Raw genomic sequence first — 22098 nt, forward strand, 5'->3', positions numbered from 1 at the left:
GCATGCTGCGCTAGCGTATGAGCACCGCCGATCCCTTGCTGATTTGTTCCTCCTCTCCTTCCAGCTGAAACGCGCAGGTCCAGATGTATGCGCCGGTTACGGCGTTCATGCCGTTCACTTTGCCATCCCAGCCTTTACCGATCTCGCTGCTCTGGAACACGGGCCTGCCCCAGCGGTCGAATACGGAGAAGAAATATTTGCTCACCCTGCCCATTACCATCGGGCGCAGGTAGTCGTTTGTGCCGTCATTATTGGGTGTAAACGCGGTGGGGACATACACGCCCCTGCCGCATTCCTTTGTGCCGATGTTGATATATTCCCTGCCGGTGCAGCCAACCTGGTCGGTCACTTCCAGCCAGTAAACGCCGGGGGTTTGGGTGAACAGCTGCGGCGTGGTGCTGCCGTCGCTCCAGTGATAGGCAGCAAATGATCCTTTTACCGGTATGAAAATTTCCCCGCGCAGGCACATCAGCGTATCAGGCGGCAGGAAACCCTGCGGGCCCGCGCTTTCCTGCCGGAACCAGGCAGTGTCCGTTGCCGTGCAGCCATTGTTGCCTGTTACCCGCACCCACCATTTTCCTGCTGTGCTTACGGTGATCTGCGGCGTAGTGGCGCCCGTGCTCCAGGCGTAGCTTACGCCCTGGCTGCCCGCATTCAGCACTTGCTGCGTGCCGCGGCAGATGTAGCTTTCCTTCGGCAGCGTCACCAGCGGCACCGGCAGCAGGCCCAGCCTGAAAGTGTCTTTCGTACCGCAGCCATTCGCGTCTTTAGCGCTCACGGTGTATTCCCCGGCTGTTCCGGCCATCAGGCGGTTGCCGGTTTCGCCGCCGCCCCAAACGATGTTCGTAAAACTGTTGCCCGCTGAAAGCTCCAGCGAATCGCCGGCGCAAATGTGCTGGTCTGCGGGCAGACCGATGGATAGCGGTGTTTGTATCTTTACCCGCAGGGTATCTTTATACAGGCATCCGTCTCCCCTGCCGCCCTGCAGAATGTATACAGTATCGGTTTCCGGGAAAAGAATCACTTCGGCCGGTTTGTCCGTCAGGTTATAATCCGTGTTCCAGGAAAAATCCCCGAAGCCGGCGGGTAGTGCTACGGTCACGGAGGCCTCGCGGCATTTGAGAATGTCTGGTCCCAGGCTGAAGGGGAAGTTCCCCGCGTCCAGCACCTTTATTTCGTCGGTTGATTCGTTATTGCATTTATCCGTTACCGTTACCCTGTAAGTGCCGGGCGTATTTACATCAAGGGTTTGCAGGGTGCTGCCGTCGTTCCATTCATAGGAAAGGAAACCAGCGCCCGCATCCAGCCTGATGGTGGCGTCTTTGCAGAGCACAGTGTCCGCACCGAGGTCTATTTTGCCGGCAGCCTGGGGCACTTCCACGTCCAGCGTGGTGGCGAGGACTTTACAACCCGCATCCAGCATGGCTTTTACAGAGGTATTGCCTTCTTTTTTAAACTTTAAAATTATTTGACCGCCTGTTTGTGAAACGATGTCCGCAAACAGCGGATCCACCTGCCAGGTGAGCGGCGCGGTGCAGCCCGCCGGTTTCTGCGCTTCGTAGATGTAGGTCTGTCCGAGATCGCAGGCCATGTCAGGCCCCTGCAGCGTAGCGGCCTGGCAGGCGCTGTAGGTGGCGCAGGAAGGGTAAGCAAGGGCCGGGCTTTCCTGCCAGGTAACGTTTTTGTTCGTGGCGCCTAATTGCACGCCTGTTACGCCGGTAATATCCGTGGCGGTTTCGGTGAGCAGCAGCGGCGTTGTGTATGCGCCGCCGGGGCTCGCTGCCAGTGCGCTGTTGCTGCATTCGCCGCTTCCTCCTTCCACTTCTCCCTTGCTGTTCACACGCAATACGTAGCCTTCGTGCTGTGCTTCATTCACCAGCGTTACGCCGTATTTGCTTCCCGTCACCAGGAACCCGCTGCCATCCGCACGCAGGGTGCTCACGGAATGTTTTTTCAGTTGTGTGAAATTCCTGGACCAGGTTACGCTGCCGTCAGGCGCCATTTTATGGATGCGGATGGTCGTGTCTCTGTTCATCGCGCTTTCATGCGCTATCACAAGCTGATCGTCCAGGCTTTTGGTGAAGGTAATGGCCGTTCTGCTGCCCATCCACACATAATCTTTAGAAGTGCTCATCCAGGGGTTGCTCAGCCTGAAGCCGGGCATCTGCGAGCCATCGCTGTCCTTCAGCTTTACGACGGCGCCATGGAACTGGTAATTCTCCCAGCTGATCTCTTTCAGCAGCCCCGTGCCTACAAATAAAGTATCGCCGATCCGGGCAAGGCCCAGTATGCTGCACACTTCCCCGTCGGATTTGAATTGCTTCGCCCACCTGAATTCCCCGGCCGCCCCGTCCAGCCTGGTGATCATGATCTGGTTGGGGCCGCTGTAGCTGATATAATAATCGAGCGCCAGGTAAATGCTTCCTTTATCGTAGATCATGGAACGGATCACATGGTTGCCGCCGACAGTGCCGGTCATAACTTTCTGCCATACCAGGTTACCGTTCCGGTCCAGCTTTATAATGACGTTATTCACGGGCGGAGAGCCATAACTTTGGTTGAGGGCGAGGATAAAACCGCCGTCTTCCGTTTCCTGCACCGCCGCAACGCTTTCGCTATACCATTGCGCAATACGCTTTGCCCACAGCACATTCCCATCGTAATCCATTTTCATGACCATGACGGAATCGGATACTCCGTGATTGATGACCACGGCGTCGTCTCCCACGACCAGCAGGTTATTGTCTGATGTGTTGATCACCCTTGTGAAACCGGAGTAACCGTCTTCCGATGTCTTTGGATTGATCTGTTTGGCCCAGCGCACGTTGCCGCCGGGTTTCAGCTTGATGGCCTGCGGCCGGTTGCTCCAGTAGTAACTTCTGCTGCCAATGGCCATGATGTCGCCGTCGCTGGTTCTTACGGCATCCACAAGCGTGGTGGAATAACTTTCCTTGACGGTGGTGAGGAAAGAAGTGGCGCAGTTGTCGCCATTGTCTGCCGGAGGTGCGGGATCGCAGTATTGGTTGGCACAGACCGTTGTGTTGCCCACAGCCTGCTCTGCCACTGTCATTGCCATAACATAGGAGCCAATGGGAGGATGCCGGTGGGTCTTCCACACGTACCCGGTACCGGTTACCTGGTCGTACCCGCCGCCATCGCCACGGTAAGAGTTGGATGCGCAGCTGCCGGCTATGCCGAAAAGGTCTGTCTTCAGCAGGCATATGGCGCGGTCGAAGGTCTGGCCGGTCACTACGTAACCGTTGTTCCCGGTAATGTCCAGTCCATTGAAATCGGTGATGAATGTGTTTTTATAATCGCGGCTCCATTCCTGCCGGCCGTCTTTTTCACTCCGGCCTATCTGCGGGAAACCCATGTACCATTCACCGCTTATGGTATATACAAAACCATCGCCCGCACAGGGCTTCACCTGCAGGTTCTTCAGCCTCCGCCCGCTGATGGGGAAAAGCAGCTGGCGCTGGATCACGTAATTATTGCCGCCCGTTACTTTCATCGTGAGCAGGTGGGTATCGTAATCGTCGTACCCGGTTTCTTTTTCCGCTATTTTCATGCCCAGGCTGTAACCGCCCGGGATAGCGTTCAGGGCAATGCCTTCCTCGTCATGATCCGCGAAACGCTGGTATTGCAGGGTGGAGATAGGATCGCCGTCTTCCAGCTCCGCACGCATCAGTATGGCGTCTTTCAGGTCGCCGGTGACGAACCCCGTCACCAGCAGTTCCCCGTTCATTTCCAGCAGGCTGTGAAACCCGTCCGCGCCGCCCCCGTCGAAGATCTGCCCCCAGATCTGGACGCCGTTTTCGTCCAGGCGCAGCAGCAGGCCGTCGGACTGTGCGGTGCTGTCGCTGAGATTGGCAATGAGCGCATACCCGCCGCCTGATAATTCAATGATGTCCTTGCCTGCGTGGGGTACACCCTCTGTGCTGATGGTCCGTTGCCAGACCATCTGCCCGTCCGCATCCGTTTTCATCACCCAGATCCTGGGAAGGATGCGGTCTTCGATGCTGCCGGTGAGGATAAAACCTTTGTCCGCCGTTTCTTTGACCTTAACGAACATCTCGTTGCGCGCGGTACCGAAAGAGCGCGTCCATAGCGGAGTTCCGAGAGGGTCTGTTTTCATGATCAGCCCGTCCCATTTCCCGTTCACCTTTACCTGCCCGGCCACCACGATGTTCCCGTCGGAAGTATACACCACGGCATTGCCGGCAGCGTCGGTATTCAGTTTGACGGTGGAAAGAAAAGTAGTGTTGCATTGCTGGGCGTGTATTTGCCCGGGGAAAACGAACAGCAGCAGGAACAGGATCGTTAAGGTACGGAGTGGCATGGCGGTATAGGAAATAATGGATAAAAATAGCGTTTTAACGGCTTATTTACCAGCTTCGGGGGAAAGTCCGGCATTCATTAATAATCAACGATAACGGGCCTGCAATTGCTTAAAAAGCACCTCCATCTTTTCATGCCGGTCAAATGCGGCGGGATGTTCTTCCGCATCGCGGCGCACATAATTCAGGCGGTTGCCGGTAAGCGGATGCGACCTCACAAATTCCGGGACGGCCACTTTCCCGTCGAGCTTTTGCAGCTCCCGCAGCAATTGCAGCATGCCCAGCTGGTTGATGCGGTTGCGGCGGAGGGTTTCCATGCCGCCGATATCCGCTTCCCGCTCGTATTCGCGGGAATAAGTAAGATTATGCAGCGAAGCGGCTTCGGAATAAAGGAGATTGACAGCCCCGCTGTTCCCAAGGGCAAAAGAGATGAGCATGCTGGTGCTGACCTCCTGGCAAATCTTTCGTACGCCATGACGATGTGTAATATGCGCCACTTCGTGCCCCAGCAGCGCCGCCAGTTGCTCAGGGGTCTCCAGCTTTTTCAGTAATCCCGTGTATACGACCACGTAGCCGCCCGGCAGCGAATAGGCATTTTCCACATCGCTGTCTACAACGGTAAAATCAAGCTTTTCCTGTGTGCCCCATTTCATTTGTGCTGCAAACTGCGCCAGCAGCCGGCTGCCATCTTTGTCCGGCGTTTCGTGGAGGCTGTTGCGGGCAAGGTCTCCCAGCTCTTTGTCGAAGGTAGGCGGCAGTTGCCCCACCACGCGGTTCACGCACCAGGGTAAAAAATAAAAATGGCCTGCCAGCAGCGCGCCGATGATGACGAGCATAATGATCAGGCTTGCCTTAACGCCACCGCGAAGCACCAGCTGATGTAAACCGGCGCTTCGGGTGTGTTTGTATCTTTCAAGGAATTCCTTTACAAAAACCGGGTCGGTCACTTCCAGCGTACCTTCCTCCTCTCCCTTACGGGTAATGCGGATGAAGCCGGGGGCCACGTGCGTGCTGATCTCCGTGAAAAGCCAGTGCAGCTTGCGGGGAGGCGCGCCGGCTGCGGTGATATCCAGCTGCAGGCTTTCGGTGAACAGGTGGATGTTGACAGGGATCGCCCTGGCCACCTGGTGATTGTAATAATTCCCTTTGAACATGATTAAATGATGCTCAGGTCAAACATATCGGCAAGGTCTTCGCCGGTAGCATCCCTGTATTCTTCTTCCGTTTGCTCAAGGTCCGCCAGCACAATGTTGCCGTCGATCTCCACGTTGTTCATCATGAACTGGATGGTGCGCACCTGTACCCAGGCGTAACCAATCCCCAGCGTGAAAATGAAGATCAGTAAATTCACGATCAGCAGCCCGGCGAAAGCTCCGCCGGATGCGGTGGAGCGCATTTCGTACGACTTGTCCCCATGGTTCAGGCGCAGCTTGTCGATGCTGTAACGGAAAATATCCGCCTGCCACCAGAAGAAGTAAATGCCAAAGGTGATAAGGGTCAGGAAATAACCTTTCAGGTTCAGCTTGAAGAATTCCCAGCCGTCGCCGTCATAATAGAACTCGCCGCTGCCGAAGCGGATATTGCCGACAATATAGCTGCGGATGTTCATCACCGCCCAGGAACCGTAGATGCCGAGGGTAAAGATGGTGAGCAGCATTTCTTTGATGAAGAGTTTAATGAATTCGCCACGGATGCCACGGTAGCCGAAGCGGATGCTCCTCCAGGAAGTTCTGGACCAATGGTAGCGGTTAGCGCCATGAATAGCCACCGGCACGACCAGCACAAAAAAAGCGATGTACACCAGCACCGCCAGCACAGGCAACTGCGCCCAGGCGAGGATGCCCATTACGATGTATAGCAGCGCCAGGATGCCGACTACTTTGATAAAACCTTTAAATATCTCAGCGCCGGTACCGTTCCAGGAAAAGCGGGAGCCTTCCATTTCAGTAGAGGAATAGAGGTATTGCAATTGTTTGGCTCTTGCCCAGGGGTAATAAAATCCGAGTGTAACCAGCATCAGCAGCGCGTTTACGATCAGGATGCCGAAGTAGGTGGCGCCATCGCCGTTGAAGGAGAGCTTGGGAGAAGTAAGTATGTCCTCCTGCTTTGCATTCAGTTGTTCCATAAGTAGGGATTGGGTAATAAGTTTAGTTAATACACAAATATATACGAAAATTTAATATTTAGTATATAAGCATCCTGTTACTTCCTGGTTAAAAAATATTTGCGCAAGTAAATGCTTGCGTTTATATTTGCAAGTAAATACTTGCATATTTATGGAAGTCAGAAGAGATGTTTTTCAGGCCATAGCGGACCCTACCCGCAGGCAGATTATAGAAATGCTCGCACAGCGTTCGCTGAACCTGAACGAGATCGCGGATAATTTCGACGTGACCCGGCAGGCCGTGTCCCTTCATGTGAAGATACTTACGGAATGCGGGCTGATAGTCATCAAAAAACAAGGCAGGGAAAGATATTGCGAGGCCAGGCTGGATAAATTGGGAGAAGTGGCGGACTGGGCGCAACAATGCAGGCAGTTCTGGCAGGAGAAGTTCACTTCGCTCGACAAATACCTTCATAAAATTCAAAACACTAAAAAACCGGAAAAATGAATCCTCAACAGGCAGAGCTCAGGCTGAGCTATGAATTTGACGCGCCGAAAGAACTGGTGTTCAACGCCTTCGCCGACGCGGATGCGCTGAATGAATGGTGGGGCCCCGTAGAAAGCCGCAACAGCGTGATGAGCCTCGATTTCAGGCCCGGCGGCATCTTTCATTTCAAAATGGATTTCAACGGCCATGTTTCTTACGGCAGGTTCCTGTTCCGCAAGATCCAGCCATATGACCTGCTGGAATTCACCAATGGGTTTGCGGACGAAAAGGCTAATGTGGTAAAAGCGCCGTTTGATATAGAGCTGCCGCTGGAGATGCTCTACCGCTGCGCATTTGCGGAACAGAATGGCAAAACCACTATCTCGCTTCATGTACAGCCGCTGGACGCCAGCGAGGGGGAAACAGCAGGTTTCATTGCTATCAACGAAAGTATGCACGAGGGTTTTGGCGCTACCTTCGGTAAGCTGACCGGTTATCTTCAGAAAAAAACACGGTCATAACCAAAGCAGGATCAGTCCAGCATGAATATCTCCCGGCCGCTGTTCTTCCCGAAAAAGTGAAACGGCCTGCCATCGGGATGGTTGGTTTCAATGCGGAGTAATTCCTCCCCGGCTCCCCGCTGGGGCTCCATGTTCAGGTAAACCTGCCCTTCTTCTTCATGCAAAGAAAAGGGCACGCCAGCCCTGCGGTCCACGAACATGGTATTACCATTAAAACGGAACGTTGTGAAGCTGGCGGGCTCATAATAATTCCTGCTGTAAAGCAGCATGTATATTTCTTTTATACTCATAAAATTAGTTTTATGGGCGTAAGGATAGAGGACATGCAGGCGAGGCAGAAGGATCAATGCTATTGTCCGATACTTAGTAGCGGTCTTTTTTGGGCTTTGCCTCGTTTACCACGATGCTCCGGCCTTCATACAGGGTTCCGTTCAGCTCGGTGATCGCTTTCTGTGCCTCGGTGTCGTTAGGCATTTCGATAAAAGCAAAACCCCTGCTCTGCCTGGTGTATTTATCGGTAATAACGTTTGCAGACGCAACCTGGCCGTAAGTAGAAAAATGTTTGGTGAGGTCTTCGGAATTAACGACAGCGCTCAGGTTCGATACGTAAATGTTCATGTGTGCTTGTTTAAATGAAATGGAATGTATCTGAGCTAAAAGCGGGTAATAACGAGGAATAACTAATCCGGAAAGAAGTTCGTCCAGCTAAGAAGTGCTGATGACCCAAATGGTAACCCTCTAAAGGTAGCGCTATTTTCGCCAAACCGGCCGGAAAAGTATTCCGGCCCGCTGACGGACAGCTGTTTTAAAGTCGTTTTACATGGAAGGCGCCATGCCCCTGCCCAGTTTCCTGAGCATGCTGGCATGCGCCAGCAGGGCTTTCAGGAAGGTGCGCTCCTCATTATAAGGCAACCCGAACTCCTTGGTCGTCATTTTCACGATGGGCGCCAGCTTGCGGTAGTGCACATGGCAGATATTGGTGAACAGGTGATGTTCTATCTGGAAATTCAATCCGCCGGCAAACCATGAAAGCACACGGTTGCGGGGCGCAAAATTGGTAGTGTTCTCTATTTCATGCACCGCCCAGGAATTTTCCATCTGCCGCTTCCCGTCCGCGTCCGTATCCTGCGGAATGGCGAAATCGGAAGTCTCCATAATATGAGACGGCTGGAAAATGCAGGACAGCAGCAATCCTGACGTGAAATGCATCAGCAGGAAGCCGCCGATCACAAAATACCAGGGCATACCGGAAAAAATAAGCGGCAGTACCATGATGTAGGAGTAATAGAATGCCTTGTACGAAGCGATCCGCCACATGGCGCCTTTCAGCGACAGCTGTTCCTTCACCAGCAGGTCGAATTTCTTATACCGCGCGGCCTGGAAGAAATCCTTCGCCGTCATCCAGTACAAGGTCATGATCATATAAAAGAACCATGCATACAGGTGCTGGTACCGGTGATACCATTTCACGGGCTGGTTGGGCGACAGCCGGATAAGCCCCATGGTGTCTATATCTTCATCCAGCCCCGAAACGTTCGTATAGGTGTGGTGGAGGATATTATGCTGTATTTTCCAGTTCACGGTGTAACCGCCGATCACTTCGAGGATATAGCTGATGAACTTGTTCACGCCTTTGTGCGGCGAATACGTGCCATGGTTCGCATCGTGCATAACGGCCGTTCCGATGCCGCTCATGCCCAGCCCCATCAGGAACCAGAGGCCGAAAAAGACCCAGACATTACTCACCCCGCCCGTGATGATCACGATCAGGGGCACAAAATATAACGCCAGCATAAACGCGGTTTTGAACCACATTTGCGCATTGGCGTAGGGTGAAATGTTGTTATGTTCAAAATAGGCCCGGGCCCGCGCCTTGACCGTATCGTAGAAGCCGTCTTTCCCCTTGGAGGCAAAACGGACAATATCCAGTTTTTTTGCTTTCATAAGAAATAAAGAAAAGGTGTTATAAAATGCCCGCAAAAATCCTGCAAAAAGCATGTCCTCTGGCAATAAATTAGAGAACAGGCATAAGATAGGCTTAATATTGAACAAAATGTCGATTCATTCCGACAATTAACCCTTATGTATCGTTGATATTTTAACATTTATTTGGCGATATGAGGAAAAAGGTCCACCATTTCCGGCATTCTATCCAACTACCGAAATTTTCCGGCTGCGTAATTTTATCTCATTAAAACAACGTGCAATGACAAATTGGAAAATTGATGAAACACACAGCGAGATCGGCTTTAAGGTAAAACACCTGATGATCACCAATGTCACCGGCTACTTTACCCGTTTCTCCGGCGCCATCCAAACCATCAGCGACGATTTTCACGACGCCACCATCACCTTCGAAGCGGCGGCGGACAGCATCGATACTAAAAATGCGCAGCGGGACGAGCACCTTCGCAACGGCGAATTCTTCGATGCCTCCCAATTCCCGACCATCAGCTTTGTATCCAAAAAAGTGAAGAAAATAGCGGACGAGCAATATAAGCTCCTTGGCGATCTTACCATCAAAGGCCAAACGCATCCCATCGAGCTGGAGGTAACGCACAACGGCACCACCATCGATCCCTGGGGCCAGCAAAAAGCGGGCTTTGCACTGAAAGGCCATCTTCACCGCGCAGACTACGGCCTACGCTGGAATTCCACCACCGAAGCAGGCGGTATTGTGCTGAGCGATGAAGTGAAGCTGAATATGGAAATTCAGCTCGTCAAGGCAGCGAATGATAATTGAGTTAGCGCGGAAGACGCATCAGCAGTTGAAAGCTGAAATAAACACCACTGACAGCGGGCATACGGCTGGCGGCATTAGCCGCGTGCAGTGAATAACGATCCGGAGTTTATCCTGAAACCCGCTTCAGCAATTCCAGCCCAAACCCGGAGATCAGCAGGCGTTCTTTTTTATTGCCCAGCAGCTGCTGCGTCCAGGTGGTGAAGCCGCCGTCCGCAATTTCCCATTCCTGTTCCTTCACCTGTATCACGACTTTGAACTGAAGACCGGTGTAATAATTGTTCACGGTGCTATTCTCCGCTGTTTCGATCACCAGGCCGGGAATGCGTTCCGTCAATGAACGGGAAACAGCCGCTGCCAGGGCCCCTCCGTCCGGGTAACCTCCGCGTTGCAGGAAACGCAGGCGCATTTCATGAATGCCGTACACTTCTTTCAGCACGGCTGCCCAGGCGACCGCATGTTTGCACATGCTTTCACATTCAAACCCGTAGCTGCCTTTATCCACCCCGGCAGACACGAGGCAGGCGATCGTGAAATGCGGCGTGAAGGCTTTGGACGGCATCGGCTGTGTGCGGATGTGGCATTGCGCCGCGCAAAGGTCCAGCACCGCGGGCCCGCCGTGCTGCTTCAGCTCCGCGATATGCAAAGCGAGCGCGTTCGTGGCGTCTGCCATCACCTCTGTTCCCCTTGCGGCGCTCATCACCTTTTCCTGGCTCACGGCGCCCAGTACGGAACAGCTGCCCAGCGGGGAAACGGGGGAAAGCGTTACCGCTTTGAAATGCAGTCTTTCCAGGATGCGGAGGGCCGCCAGCTGCGTTTCCAGCAGGGCAACGGCATCCATGTCCCCCGGTTTTACAAAGCGGTTTTGTTTGTACTGGTGCAGCAACTCCGGCGCCGTTGTGGCAGCCGAGCGCCGGTTGAACACTTCCAGCAACAGGGAATTAAAATCCGCGCCGGGCAGCGCCGCCAGCGCATCCACGATATGTTTTCCTTCGCATTTTTCAGCAATGCGTTGTATAATAGCCTGGTTCATCCGTAAAAAAATTAGATCAGCCGATCGTTTAAATTAGGATTTTCTGTGCTTAGTTTTCTTTATTTTTACCCGTATGGATCCCCTGAAGGAAATGTTCAACAAAGCGTTCTACCAGCATTTTGCCCGGAGCTTTGCTGAAGCTGACAAGAATTTTAATGCGGGCGCTTTCGTGAAAGACGTAACCCGCGATATGGAAGCGCTTTCACTGAACGGCAGGCTGAGGAATACTTCCGTAATGCTTCACAAGCACCTGCCCGCAGACTATAAAAAAGCCATCGAGGTAATTTACAAAGCCGCCCCTTCCCTCAAAACCGGCTACACCGCGCTGGTATTGCCCGATTTTGTGGCGCTCTACGGGAAAGACCATTTCAGCCTTTCCATGGAAGCGCTGAAACACTTCACCACCTTCGGTTCATCGGAATTCGCCATCCGTGAGTTCCTCAAAACAGACCTGGAGAAAACGCTGAAAGTGATGAACAAATGGGCGGAAGATAAGAATCATCACGTAAGAAGGCTGGCGTCTGAAGGCAGCAGGCCCAGGCTGCCATGGTCTTTTAAGCTGGCTGAGATCATTAAAGCCCCTTCCCTCACGCAAAGCATCCTCGAAAAGCTGAATGCGGATGAAGAACTGTACGTCAGGAAATCGGTCGCCAACCACCTGAACGATCATTCGAAAGACAATACCGCCTACATGCTGCAACTGGTGAAAGCCTGGGACAAAACCCACCGGCACACCGCATGGATCATCAAACATGCCATCCGCACCCTTATCAAAAAAGGCGACAGGGATGCGTTGCAGATATTCGGGTTTGGCGAAGATGCGAAAGTACAGCTGAAGAAGTTCAGCGCAGACAACACCGTGTTGCAGCTGGGAGACGCGCTGCAATTCAGTTTCCAACTGGCAAGTGAAAGCAATACCGCGCAAAAGCTGGTGATCGATTATGCTGTGCATTACGCGAAATCATCCGGCGCCTTGTCCAAAAAGGTATTCAAGCTGAAAGAAGTGTACCTGCAACCCGGCGAAACAGTGAGCATCACCAAAAAACAGCTGTTCCAGGACCTGACCACGCGCAAACATTACGCGGGGAAACATATGCTGGAGATACTGGTGAACGGGAAAGTGATGGGGAGTAAGGACTTCAGGCTGGAGGTGTGATGTAAAACCGGGGAAGCAATCCTCCCCCGGTTCAAAAGAAAAAATAAATTACTTCCTGAAGTATTTCGCCTTCGAGGAAGCCCCCTGCTGCAAAGCGCTGAGCGCCGCGCCGGACTCGATCCCCAGGTCCGCTTCGATTATATCAGCCCCATGCCGTACCAGGTTCAGGTAACCCGCTTCCAGCTCCGCAGCGGTGATCTTTCCCGCCATAAACTGCCGGTCTATGTTCCGGGAACTGCCCAGGATGCACATGCTGCCGCGTTGGTGTATCTCGCTGAAGACCGTTTTGTCTTCCGGCAGATCGTGGCTCACGAACCCGATCAGGTTTTCCCAGGGTACGCCGCATTTGTCCAGCTCCGCGATCTGCTGCGGTTTTGAGGCCATTACTTCCATCACGATGTCTTTGCTTACCTGGTAACACTTTTTGATATCGTCGATGGAATACGCGATGATGATGGCATTGCCTTCGGCTTTATGCTCCACTACTTTACCGGCGCGCACTTCAACAGGCACGTCTTTCGCGTCTATCACGAGGATGGTTTTGCCTTTGGCCCACTCCAAAGCCTCATCCAGCGTGGGGATCGTGAAACGGGTGAGATTGCCCTCCGTGTCTTTCAAACGCAGTTTCCTGAGTTCGGCCAGCGTATGATCAGCCACTTTGCCCGTGCCGTTGGTGGTGCGGTCCAGCGTAGCATCATGCATCAGCACGATCTTCCCGTCTTTGGTAAAACGCGGGTCTATTTCCAGCGTGGCGGGGCAATGGGAAAGGGTGTTCTCGAATGTTGCGATGCAGTTCTCCGGGAAACCCTTGCGCGGGCCGCCGCGGTGAGCGCTCACAAAAGGCAGGCGGTCCGGCGTGTACTTAAAAAAATCTTTCAGCTCCTGCGCATTACCGGTACTGATCGTGTGCAGCTTCGCCGGTTCCCTGAACCCGAAAATGAGCACCTGCATCAGCAGGGCCAGCACGGGAATGATGTATTTACTCTTCAGCATGTCCTGTTATTTTTTATATGGAAAATAAGGCGCGTCCTCGCGGGTGGCGGCCGTCATGATCTGTTGCATCTCCTTCACGATGGCGGGGTTCGCCGCGGCCACGTTGGTCGTTTCCGAAGCGTCCTTTTCAAGATCGTACAGCTCGGGCGGCTCGTTCTTCCCGTCCGGCGTGCTTTTCACCACGGCCTTCCATTTACCAAGGCGCACAGCCCGACTGTCCAGCCAGTTGCGCGGCAGCGCGCCGCCGGGTTTGTTCCAGCCGTAGTTGTACACATAAAATTCCCAGTAAAAATACGAATGCTCTTTTACCACAGGTTTCCCCAGCAGCCGGTTATACAACGAAATACCATCGATATCCGCAGGGGCTTTAATGCCTGCCGCATCGCAAATGGTAGGCAGCAGGTCCCATGCGGCGGTAGGCTGCGTGGAAACCGTTCCCGGTGCGATCTTACCGGGCCAGCTGGCGATCAGCGGGCCGCGGATGCCGCCTTCGTAAAGACTGGTCTTCTGCCCTCTTGAAGCGCCGTTGCTTTTGAAGAATTTCGCAAAGGCCGGGTTGGCACCGTTGTCGCTGGTGAAAATGATCAGCGTATTTTTGTCCAGCCCTTTCTCTTGCAGCACTTTCATGATGCGGCCGATATCCGCGTCCAGCAGGGAGATCATGGCGGCGTAGTTTTTCAGCTGCTCCGGCCAGTTCTTGTCCGCATACGCGGAGTTATCCGGTATCACATGCTTGCCGTGCGGGATGGTGTAAGGCAGGTAAAGGAAAAAAGGCTGTTCTTTTTTACTGCCGTCCAGGAAGCGCATGGTCTTTTCCACGAACAGGTGATGACTGTAAGCGCCTTCTTTCCCGTCCGCATTTTCAGGTAGCATTACTTTAATGCCGTTCTCGTAAAGGAAGGGCGGATAATAGTTGTGGGCCTGTATCTGGTCCAGGTAGCCGTAACAATAGTCGAAGCCCTGCTTTTCAGGCCCGTACTGCTCCCCTCCCAGCCCCCATTTGCCGACCAGGCCGGTGCGGTAGCCGGCGCCTTTCAGCAGCTCGGCAACGGTCACCTTTTCCCCGGGCATAGGCGGGTCTTCCTTTTCGTCCGTCAGGAAGTTGCCGCGTATCGCGGTGTGGCCGGTATGTTTACCGGTGAGCATTGCCTCGCGGGATGGTGCACATACGGTGCTGCCGGTGTAATGGCCGGTGAAGCGGATGCCGCTGCGCGCAAGCGCGTCGATGTTGGGAGTGCGGATCATCTGCTGGCCGTAACAACCCAGGTCGCCATACCCCATATCGTCTGCCAATATGAGTATGATATTGGGCCGTTCATCCGCGGGCGAGCCCGCGGATGCGCCGGAAAAGCCAAGCCCGGCCAGCAAAATGATACCGCATCCTTTTAAAAAGGATCTTTTTGTATGCATGGTTTATGGTTGTCCATATAACACTCCGCGGCCGCCTGTGCCCACATACACTTTACCGAACACGGTCCTGTCGCCGGCCAGCGCTTTTACGCCTGCCGGGAATTTCTGCGTGCCGTTGTCTATCTGGTCCCAGCTCACGCCCAGGTCCGTAGAGCGGTACAGCCCTTTGATACCGCCAACGGTGCCGTAGGCGAACAGTGTGGGCGTGGTGCTGCCGGATGCTGGCGCACCCCAGGAAAAAGCGGTACAGGTGGTGAGCGCCGTCACCTTACTGAAGGTGGTGCCGCCGTTGGTGGTTTTGTAAAGACCGTTCCCGTCGAGGCTTACCCATACTTCATTCGCTGTTCCCGGCCTTGCGGCAACGAACAGGTAGGAATTTTTGTTGGGGATGGCCGTGGCGTTCTGCTGCGCCCAGGTGGCGCCGCCATCTGTCGAAGCGTAGAGGAAGCCGGTTTTGTAAATGTAGAACTTGTTGCCGTCCACGCAATCTGCGGTGATGGAAAAGTCTTTGCTCCACACGTCGATGGCATTCACCGCGCCGGTGGGCGCGCCGGTTGAGGCCGTCCAGCTGCTGCCGCGGTTGGTGCTGTAATACACGCCGCCGCCGGGGCTGCCGCCTGCGATGTACACCATCTTATCGGGATTGGTGGACGAAATGCAGATGCGGCCGAGCTTTACGCCGGAAGGCAATGTGCGCGTGGTCCATGAGGTACCGCTGTTGGTGGAAGTAGCGAGGATGGTGCCGGTGCCGTCGTTGCCGGAAGCGCCCAGGATGGCGATGTTGGCGGGAGACGATTCGCAGTACGCGATGCTGAAGCCTTCGTTGATGTTGTACAGTCTTGCCGAAGGATAAGCATCCACATTGTCGTGCCGGAAGCCGAACACATCTGCCACGCCTGAATACAGCGGCACGCCGCCCGGAGGGGAAGCGAGGGTGAGCACAACGGTTTCCTCATCGCCCTTGATGCGGGTGGTGAAGGCCACTGAGCCTGCCGCCCATGCATTGGAGCTGAACCATACGCCGAACCAGTCGGTATAATAAAGATCTCCGTGATGCAATGGATCAAAGGCCAGGCAGGACGTGGCGCTGGAGAACCAGCTGTTGGGCCACCAGGGAGCCTCTATTGTTTTTACAATGGGCAGGGCGGCAGTGTTTAGCTGCTCCCAGCTCGTTCCGCCGTTGGAAGAGCGGTACAAAGGATTATTGAAAGAAGAGTAGCGCTGGCATACGGCGATCTTGTTATGATCGTAAGATTCCACCGCGATGCCGCAATAGTTTTTGTTCGTTCCGCCGGAGGGCGTAATGTCTGTCCATGTGCTGCCGTTCCACACGGTAACGCCGGTGCCGTGGGCTACGTATAGCTTGCCGCCCATTACCACCATGCGGTTGGGGTTGACGGGCGCGCCGGTCATGGCCGAGAAGGTGGTGCCACCGTCTGTACTGCGGTAAATGCCGGTGCCGGGAATGCCCGCATACACTTTTGCGGAGCGGCCGCTCACGCTGGTGGACGGGTCCACCACCACGCTGCGGACGCCCTTTGTGCCGTTGGGCACGGAAGTGATCTTGGTCCATGCGCCGCCGGTGTTGGTGCTGCGGTACAGGCCGTCTGTACGGGTGCCTGCGTAAACCACCGTGCTGGTAAGGGAATCCACGGCCAGGCATTCTCCCACCCAGCGGAGGTCGCCGTTGCCGTCGTAGGTGGTGGAAAATACTTTGGACCAGTTCTGACCCAGGTCGTCGGAGCGGTACACGCCGTCGTTGAGCGCAAAATACACACGGTCAGGCGCGTTGGCGTCCAGCGCCATACCGTCTACCCGTATGGTGCTGATACCGTCCAGCAGCTGCACCCAGCGCTGGTTGGTGCCGTCCCATTTGTACGCGCCGCCCACGTCTGTGCGGATGTACATGCGGTTGCTTTGTGTAGGGTGGATGGCCATACCCGTCACATAACCGCCGCCGCCGATGGCTACGCTGTTCCAGTTGTAGGATACCATTCCGAGTGTGGACGAAACGCCGGAGCGCTTGCCGTCCAGCACTTCCTTTTCCAGTTTTTCACTCATTTTTTTGCATGAGTATGCGCCGAGGATGGCCATGCCAATGGCCGCCACGATAGTCGCGGAAATTTTCATAAAACAAACTTTGGAGGTTATTGAATAGTGGTTTTCAAATCAATAGTTCGGGTTCTGTCTGATCTTCGTGTTTTGTGCGATAACGCTTTGAGGAATAGGCATGAGGTAGTTCTTAGACGCGTCGAACGCAATCTTTCCGCCGCCTGCATTTACTTTTTCATATACGGGTTTGCCGCCAGCCAGGGTGATCTTCATGGCGCGGAGCGGTTGTGCAAAGATGGCTTCTGCTGTTTTCCAGCGGCGGATGTCTGAGAAACGTTTGCCTTCAAAAGCAAGCTCCACCCTTCTCTCCCGCCTGATCCGCGCACGCATCTGGTCTTTGGTGAGGTTGGCGGGAAGTTCCGGCAGGCCGGCCCTCAGCCTTACTTTTTTGATGGCGGCGTATACGCTTTCATCTGGCCCTACGGCTTCGTTCTGCGCTTCGGCATAATTCAGCAGCACTTCGGCATAACGCCAGATAATGGAATTGCCCCCGCTGCTGTTGCCCGGCACCACGGCGGGGTCCACGGCCTTTTTCATGAAATAGCCGGTACGGCCTTTGCCGCCCGCGCCGGATGCATCCAGCTCGTTGGGGTTGTTGGCCACGCCCAGCCGGGTGTAGATGACGCCGCTTTTCCAGGGGGAACCGTCGTAGATGATGGTGGCGGCAAAACGTTTGTCGCGGTTGTTGTACGGGTTCTCAGGGTCGAAGAGCGCGGAGCCTTCCGCTTCGGTTTTCCCGTCCAGGAATTCGTAGTCGTCCACCAGGTTCTGCGTGGGGTTCACCGCGCCCCAGCCGCCGCCGTCGCTCACTTTCACGGGGTTCCAGTATTTTTCCTTGATGTTGCCCCTGATATTGGCGGCATACTGGATGTCGAAGATCACTTCCACGTTGTTCTCATTGGCGGGCAGGAACAGCGCGCCGTAATCGGGATACAGGTCGTAACCGGCGCCGGATTCCATGATCTTTTTGTGGGTGGCTGCCGCGTCGGCCCATTTGGATGCATACAGCTCGGTTTCGCCTTTCAGCGCCCATGCCGCGCCTTTGGTAGCCCTCCCGGCGTCTTTGGCGGCCACTTTCAGCGGAAGGTCCGCAGCGGCTTCTTCGCATTCCTTCTGGATAAATGCCACGCATTCTTCCCAGGTATTGCGCGGGTAAAAGATCGCATCGCCCTGCTCCGCCTGGTTTAAAGGAATAGTAATGAGGGGCACGCCGCCGTAGATGTCCATCAGGGATTTGTAGAAGTACGCGCGCAGGAATTTCGCCTGTGCCAGCAAGCCTTTTTTGGTGGCCTCGTCGAAGCCGGAAGCGGACACGTTCTTGATGAACACATTGCACTTGCGGATATTGGCGTACATGTTCTTCCAGTGCGGCGTGAATATGGGCGTGGACGGACCGTAAGAGCCCTGCGCAAAGTTCTCGTACGAAGGAATGCCTGCAAGCGGGCCGCTGATGCTGTTGTCGGAAAAATTGTCCAGCGGGTCGTTACTGATCTCCGAAGGCAGGTTGGTGAACACGGTGCTTTGCGGGCCGGGGTTCAGGTTGTTGTAAATATCGTTGAGGAACAGGCCGGCGTTGGTGGGCGTTTTCCAGACAGATGCGTCGGTGAGCTGGTCCGTAGGTTCAATATCGAGCGAATTGTCGCAGGAAGCGAGCATTATGCAGCAGCCTGCTATATAGAATAGTTTCCTGAGTTTCATGTCCGTTGGTTTTTCTGGTTAGAAATTGACGTTTAATCCGAAGGAGAGCACCTTCTGCTGGAAATAATACCGGGCTCTTTTGCTGGCGCTGCTCACGCCGATCTCGGGATCGAGATATTTTTCGGCGGAGAAAGTGAGCAGGTTCTGCGCGGCGAGGTAAAGGCGGATATTGGACATCCTCAGCCTGCTCATCACGTTCACAGGCAGCGAATAGCCCAGCTCTATGTTTTTCAGCCTGATATAAGACCCGTCTTTCTGCCAGAAAGAAGACACCTGCTGGCTGTTGGTACTGGGCGAAGGCATGATCACCGGGTATTTGGCGTTCCTGTTCTCCGGCGTCCAGTAGTCCAGCTGTTCTTCAAATATTTTCGCGCCGTTGAAGAAAGGAAGGGAGGCTTCGTTGGTAAGCTGGAAGCTGCTTTGCGTGGCGCCCTGCCACAGCATGCTGAGGTCTATGCCTTTCCAGCCCGCGTTGAGGTTGATGCCGAAGATCACCTGCGGGAAGGCGGGATCGCCGATCACCACCTGGTCGTCGTCCGTGATCTTTTTATCGCCGTTGATGTCCGCATACCGGATATCGCCGGGGCGCAGGGTGCCGAACTGTTTGGGCGCGGCATCTATTTCTTCCTGCGACTGGAAAAAGCCGATGGCCTGCAGGCCGAACTGTGTGTCCAGCGGGCGGCCGGTACGGCTGCGGTTCGGGTTGTTCTTCGTGGCGGCGTTCTCAAAGGTTTCCACCAGTTTATTCTTTGCGTAAGAGAAATTCAGCCCCCCGCCAAGCGTAATGCCATTGTTGAAAGCATGGTTGGTGTTCACGGAAAAGTCAAAGCCCTGGTTGTCCATGATGCCGGCATTCACCTGCGAAATACCGATGCCATATTCAACAGGCACTACGGCGTTAGGCGCCACGAGCATGTCGCTGCGGCGTTCTTTGAAGAAGTCCAGCTCGATGCCGATCTTTCCCTGCAGGAACATCCCCTCGATGCCGATGTCCGCTTTCTTCGCGGTCTCCCAGGTAATGTTGGGGTTGGATTCGTTCCTTTCGAACACGCCCTGCACCTGTGTGAACTGTGTGCCGCCGAAGCCGTAGCTGCTGTTCAGCCCGTAGCTGCTCAGGTACTGGAAGGGAGCGCCCGCCAGGTTGCCGGAAATGCCGTAAGAGGCGCGCAGCTTCAGGTTATCGATCCATTTGTAATTGTCTTTGATGAAGTGTTCTTCAGACAGCCTCCAGCCGAGCGAGAAGGCCGGAAAAAACGCGAACCTTTTGCCGGGCGCAAAGAAATAATGCCCGTCGTAGCGGCCGGAAAATTCCACCAGGTATTTCTGCGCGTAATCATAACCGAGCCTGTACACGAAGCCCAGCTGCTTGTAAGAGCCGGAAGAGCCGCTGTTGTCCAGGTCTGTTTTGGAGGAGCTGCCGAGCGACAGCTCATCGAGCGTAACCTGGTAGTTGAGGCGGGAAGCGCCGAAGGTATTATTGTCTCCCTGGCGCAGCTCGGCCACGCCCAGCACGTTCACGTTATGTTTACCGAAAGTTTGTTTGTAGGTGATATAGCCCTGCAGCGTGGTGTTCACCGCTTCGTCGAAATCCTGGCTCAGCTGCGGCGAAGGCACGCCGGCTTTGGTTTCCACGAACTCGTCCTGCGCGTTCAGCGACCAGATGCTGTAAGGCAGCTGCCACTGTTTGCCGGTGTTGTAGTTCTTGTCGTAGGCGCCAACGGCTTTCAGCGAAAGGCCCGGCACAAAGGGTATCGCCTGTTCGATGGATAATTGTGTGAACAGCATATTGCCTTTCCGACGGTTGTAGCCGCTTTCGTAGATGGAAGGCAGCAGGCCGTTGCCGGGAAGGCCATTGCTGAATTTCAGCTGGTTGACCAGCAGCGGGGGATTTTTGGTAACGGATGTATAAATGCCGGTGCCGCTCGTGGAGCCGGGATTGTCCGTCACTTCCAGGGTTCCTTTCACGTCCAGCGATATAACCGTGTTTTTGGTGGCGTTCACGTCCACGTTGGAAGCAAGGTTGTAACGGCGGTATTTGATCACATCCACGGAGCCTTGCTGGTAGAGGTGGCCGAGCGAGCTGAAGAAGCGCACTTTGTCTGAACCGCCGGAGAACGTGAGGTTCTGCGAGGTCATCGGCGCGTTGAAATCGATCACGTCGCCCAGCCAGTCGCTGTTCGGGTAATGGTCCGGATCGGAGCCGTCTTTATATTTCTGCAGCTGCTCTTCCGAATACGCCGGCGGCAGGCCCGCGTTTTTGTTGGCGGCGTTGAGCGTGCTGGCAAAGCCGTAGGAATCCAGGTATTTGGGGTATTGGGTGGGCCTTTGCACACCGTACCAGGTGTTGAAGCCGAGCTCTACCTTACCCTGTTTGCCGCGTTTGGTGGTGATGAGCACTACGCCGTTGGCGCCGGCAAGACCGTAAGGCGCAATGGCCGCGGCGTCTTTCAGCACGGTAAAGCTTTCGATCTCGTTCGGGTTGATCTGTGAAAAAGGCCTCGGCACACCATCCACGATGGTCAGCGCGCCGTTCCTGGAGCCGGTGGTGCCAACGCCCCTCACCCTGAGGCTGGCCGCGTCCGCACCGGGTTCGCCGCTGCCCTGGAAGGCCAGTACGCCGGACACCCTGCCCGCGATGCTGTTGTTCACATTGGCTACGGGCGTGCGCGCAATGTCCTGCCCTTTGAGCGTGGAAATGGCGGCGGTGGTAGACGCTTTCTTTTGTGTGCCGTAACCTACAACGATCACTTCGTTCAGTCCCTTCAGTTCTTCTTCCAATACGATGTCGAACAAAGTTTTGCCGTTCACCGGCAGTTCACGCGTCTGGAAACCGACATAGGAAACCACCAGCACGGCGTCTTCCGGGGCGTTCAACTCAAAACGGCCTTCAGGATTGGTAACGGTGCCGCTGGTAGTGCCTTTTACGAGGATGGTCACGCCGGGCAGCAGGGTGCCTTTGTTATCCTTCACCACGCCCCTGATGGAAAGGAACTGCTGGTCGGGCGAGGCGGTAATGGCGATCACACTGTCTGACAAAACTTTGTAATTCAGGTTGGAAGTGGCCAGCAGCGCGGCGAGTACATCGCCGAGCTTCTGCACGCCATTGCTGGTATAAGACACGGTCCTTTTCAGGGCCGGCTCTTTCGAATTATAGAAAAAACGGCAGCCGGTGGCCGATTCGATCTTTAACAGTGCGTTGGAAAGCTTTACTTCTTTAACATTCAGCGAAAGCTTCATGTCTTTCTGGGAATACACCTTGGCAGACAACTGCATGCAAAATAGAAAAACAGCCAATAGCGTCAGTCGCATAGTTCTTTCAATTTGCTTGACATTCACATAATGGCATAGCGAACCATTAAGTAGATTTTTTTTCATACTTTTAGCTTTTATTGGTTTTTGGAAGCCGCCAGTCTCACCTGCACTTCCAAATAAAAATCAGTATAAAGAAAGGGGGATGTTGACGCATTCCTCTTTCTGTTTACGGCAACCGGTTACCCGGCTCCCCGC

The 22098-nt window shown here is 54.5% G+C and carries 16 protein-coding genes; 4 read left to right on the forward strand and 12 right to left on the reverse strand.

All coding sequences use genetic code 11. The features are described 5' to 3' along the window. Window positions 1-10: 10 nt before the first annotated feature. The 3 genes from ACTJIK_RS17050 to ACTJIK_RS17060 form a co-directional block, all read right to left on the reverse strand. Window positions 11-4339, reverse strand: coding sequence for a gliding motility-associated C-terminal domain-containing protein (locus ACTJIK_RS17050; RefSeq protein WP_440648248.1), 4329 nt, complete (start codon window positions 4337-4339; stop codon window positions 11-13). 84 nt (window positions 4340-4423) lie between these two features. Continuing rightward, window positions 4424-5491, reverse strand: a complete 1068-nt coding sequence (locus ACTJIK_RS17055) for a M48 family metallopeptidase (RefSeq protein WP_440648250.1) — start codon at window positions 5489-5491, stop codon at window positions 4424-4426. A gap of 2 nt (window positions 5492-5493) precedes the next feature. After that, a complete protein-coding gene (locus tag ACTJIK_RS17060; protein ID WP_440648252.1) occupies window positions 5494-6462 on the reverse strand; it encodes a YjgN family protein in 969 nt (322 codons plus the stop codon). Between the two features lie 151 nt (window positions 6463-6613). On the opposite strand from ACTJIK_RS17060, the gene ACTJIK_RS17065 reads away from it, so the two are divergent. Further along, window positions 6614-6949, forward strand: coding sequence for an ArsR/SmtB family transcription factor (locus tag ACTJIK_RS17065; RefSeq protein ID WP_440648254.1), 336 nt, complete (start codon window positions 6614-6616; stop codon window positions 6947-6949). After that, on the forward strand, window positions 6946-7449 hold the full coding sequence (locus ACTJIK_RS17070) for an SRPBCC family protein (protein WP_440648256.1): 504 nt from the start codon (window positions 6946-6948) through the stop codon (window positions 7447-7449). The genes ACTJIK_RS17065 and ACTJIK_RS17070 overlap by 4 nt, the downstream gene beginning before the upstream one ends. 11 nt (window positions 7450-7460) lie before the next feature. Here the strand turns inward: ACTJIK_RS17070 and ACTJIK_RS17075 are convergent, their stop codons facing one another. From ACTJIK_RS17075 to ACTJIK_RS17085, 3 genes are all read right to left on the reverse strand, one after another. Continuing rightward, on the reverse strand, window positions 7461-7739 hold the full coding sequence (locus ACTJIK_RS17075) for a hypothetical protein (RefSeq protein ID WP_440648258.1): 279 nt from the start codon (window positions 7737-7739) through the stop codon (window positions 7461-7463). Window positions 7740-7812: 73 nt separating this feature from the next. After that, complete coding sequence (locus ACTJIK_RS17080; RefSeq protein ID WP_440648260.1) at window positions 7813-8067, reverse strand: RNA recognition motif domain-containing protein; 255 nt, start codon at window positions 8065-8067, stop codon at window positions 7813-7815. Window positions 8068-8265: 198 nt separating this feature from the next. Beyond that, window positions 8266-9393 (reverse strand): fatty acid desaturase family protein, encoded by a 1128-nt coding sequence (locus ACTJIK_RS17085; RefSeq protein ID WP_440648262.1) that lies wholly within the window; start codon window positions 9391-9393, stop codon window positions 8266-8268. Between the two features lie 262 nt (window positions 9394-9655). Between ACTJIK_RS17085 and ACTJIK_RS17090 the strand changes: the two genes are divergently transcribed. Continuing rightward, window positions 9656-10192, forward strand: a complete 537-nt coding sequence (locus ACTJIK_RS17090) for a YceI family protein (protein WP_440648264.1) — start codon at window positions 9656-9658, stop codon at window positions 10190-10192. Between the two features lie 106 nt (window positions 10193-10298). Here ACTJIK_RS17090 and ACTJIK_RS17095 read toward each other — a convergent pair whose 3' ends face one another. Continuing rightward, the gene (locus ACTJIK_RS17095; protein ID WP_440648266.1) at window positions 10299-11222 is read right to left on the reverse strand and encodes a hypothetical protein; all 924 of its coding nucleotides are present in this window, start codon (window positions 11220-11222) and stop codon (window positions 10299-10301) included. A gap of 73 nt (window positions 11223-11295) precedes the next feature. On the opposite strand from ACTJIK_RS17095, the gene ACTJIK_RS17100 reads away from it, so the two are divergent. After that, window positions 11296-12378, forward strand: coding sequence for a DNA alkylation repair protein (locus ACTJIK_RS17100; RefSeq protein ID WP_440648268.1), 1083 nt, complete (start codon window positions 11296-11298; stop codon window positions 12376-12378). 48 nt (window positions 12379-12426) lie between these two features. Here ACTJIK_RS17100 and ACTJIK_RS17105 read toward each other — a convergent pair whose 3' ends face one another. From ACTJIK_RS17105 to ACTJIK_RS17125, 5 genes are read right to left on the reverse strand one after another with little or no spacing between them, the layout of a single operon-like run. Further along, on the reverse strand, window positions 12427-13371 hold the full coding sequence (locus tag ACTJIK_RS17105) for a glycerophosphodiester phosphodiesterase family protein (protein WP_440648270.1): 945 nt from the start codon (window positions 13369-13371) through the stop codon (window positions 12427-12429). Between the two features lie 6 nt (window positions 13372-13377). Then, window positions 13378-14781 (reverse strand): arylsulfatase, encoded by a 1404-nt coding sequence (locus ACTJIK_RS17110; protein ID WP_440648272.1) that lies wholly within the window; start codon window positions 14779-14781, stop codon window positions 13378-13380. Window positions 14782-14784: 3 nt separating this feature from the next. Continuing rightward, window positions 14785-16911, reverse strand: a complete 2127-nt coding sequence (locus ACTJIK_RS17115) for a WD40/YVTN/BNR-like repeat-containing protein (RefSeq protein ID WP_440648273.1) — start codon at window positions 16909-16911, stop codon at window positions 14785-14787. A gap of 39 nt (window positions 16912-16950) precedes the next feature. After that, entirely contained in the window at window positions 16951-18591 is a 1641-nt protein-coding gene (locus ACTJIK_RS17120) for a RagB/SusD family nutrient uptake outer membrane protein (protein WP_440648275.1), read from the reverse strand. Between the two features lie 18 nt (window positions 18592-18609). After that, window positions 18610-21900, reverse strand: a complete 3291-nt coding sequence (locus ACTJIK_RS17125; RefSeq protein ID WP_440648277.1) for a SusC/RagA family TonB-linked outer membrane protein — start codon at window positions 21898-21900, stop codon at window positions 18610-18612. Window positions 21901-22098 lie beyond the last annotated feature (198 nt).

This window comes from Chitinophaga sp. 22620 (assembly GCF_052044405.1).
Taxonomy (GTDB): domain Bacteria; phylum Bacteroidota; class Bacteroidia; order Chitinophagales; family Chitinophagaceae; genus Chitinophaga.

What these genes read in the sequence shown, in the direction of transcription:
- ACTJIK_RS17050 (WP_440648248.1), bottom strand. Translation starts at nt 4,339, where the DNA reads ATGCCACTCCGTACCTTAACGATCCTGTTCCTGCTGCTGTTCGTTTTC.
- ACTJIK_RS17055 (WP_440648250.1), bottom strand. Translation starts at nt 5,491, where the DNA reads ATGTTCAAAGGGAATTATTACAATCACCAGGTGGCCAGGGCGATCCCT.
- ACTJIK_RS17060 (WP_440648252.1), bottom strand. Translation starts at nt 6,462, where the DNA reads ATGGAACAACTGAATGCAAAGCAGGAGGACATACTTACTTCTCCCAAG.
- ACTJIK_RS17065 (WP_440648254.1), top strand. Translation starts at nt 6,614, where the DNA reads ATGGAAGTCAGAAGAGATGTTTTTCAGGCCATAGCGGACCCTACCCGC.
- ACTJIK_RS17070 (WP_440648256.1), top strand. Translation starts at nt 6,946, where the DNA reads ATGAATCCTCAACAGGCAGAGCTCAGGCTGAGCTATGAATTTGACGCG.
- ACTJIK_RS17075 (WP_440648258.1), bottom strand. Translation starts at nt 7,739, where the DNA reads ATGAGTATAAAAGAAATATACATGCTGCTTTACAGCAGGAATTATTAT.
- ACTJIK_RS17080 (WP_440648260.1), bottom strand. Translation starts at nt 8,067, where the DNA reads ATGAACATTTACGTATCGAACCTGAGCGCTGTCGTTAATTCCGAAGAC.
- ACTJIK_RS17085 (WP_440648262.1), bottom strand. Translation starts at nt 9,393, where the DNA reads ATGAAAGCAAAAAAACTGGATATTGTCCGTTTTGCCTCCAAGGGGAAA.
- ACTJIK_RS17090 (WP_440648264.1), top strand. Translation starts at nt 9,656, where the DNA reads ATGACAAATTGGAAAATTGATGAAACACACAGCGAGATCGGCTTTAAG.
- ACTJIK_RS17095 (WP_440648266.1), bottom strand. Translation starts at nt 11,222, where the DNA reads ATGAACCAGGCTATTATACAACGCATTGCTGAAAAATGCGAAGGAAAA.
- ACTJIK_RS17100 (WP_440648268.1), top strand. Translation starts at nt 11,296, where the DNA reads ATGGATCCCCTGAAGGAAATGTTCAACAAAGCGTTCTACCAGCATTTT.
- ACTJIK_RS17105 (WP_440648270.1), bottom strand. Translation starts at nt 13,371, where the DNA reads ATGCTGAAGAGTAAATACATCATTCCCGTGCTGGCCCTGCTGATGCAG.
- ACTJIK_RS17110 (WP_440648272.1), bottom strand. Translation starts at nt 14,781, where the DNA reads ATGCATACAAAAAGATCCTTTTTAAAAGGATGCGGTATCATTTTGCTG.
- ACTJIK_RS17115 (WP_440648273.1), bottom strand. Translation starts at nt 16,911, where the DNA reads ATGAAAATTTCCGCGACTATCGTGGCGGCCATTGGCATGGCCATCCTC.
- ACTJIK_RS17120 (WP_440648275.1), bottom strand. Translation starts at nt 18,591, where the DNA reads ATGAAACTCAGGAAACTATTCTATATAGCAGGCTGCTGCATAATGCTC.
- ACTJIK_RS17125 (WP_440648277.1), bottom strand. Translation starts at nt 21,900, where the DNA reads ATGCGACTGACGCTATTGGCTGTTTTTCTATTTTGCATGCAGTTGTCT.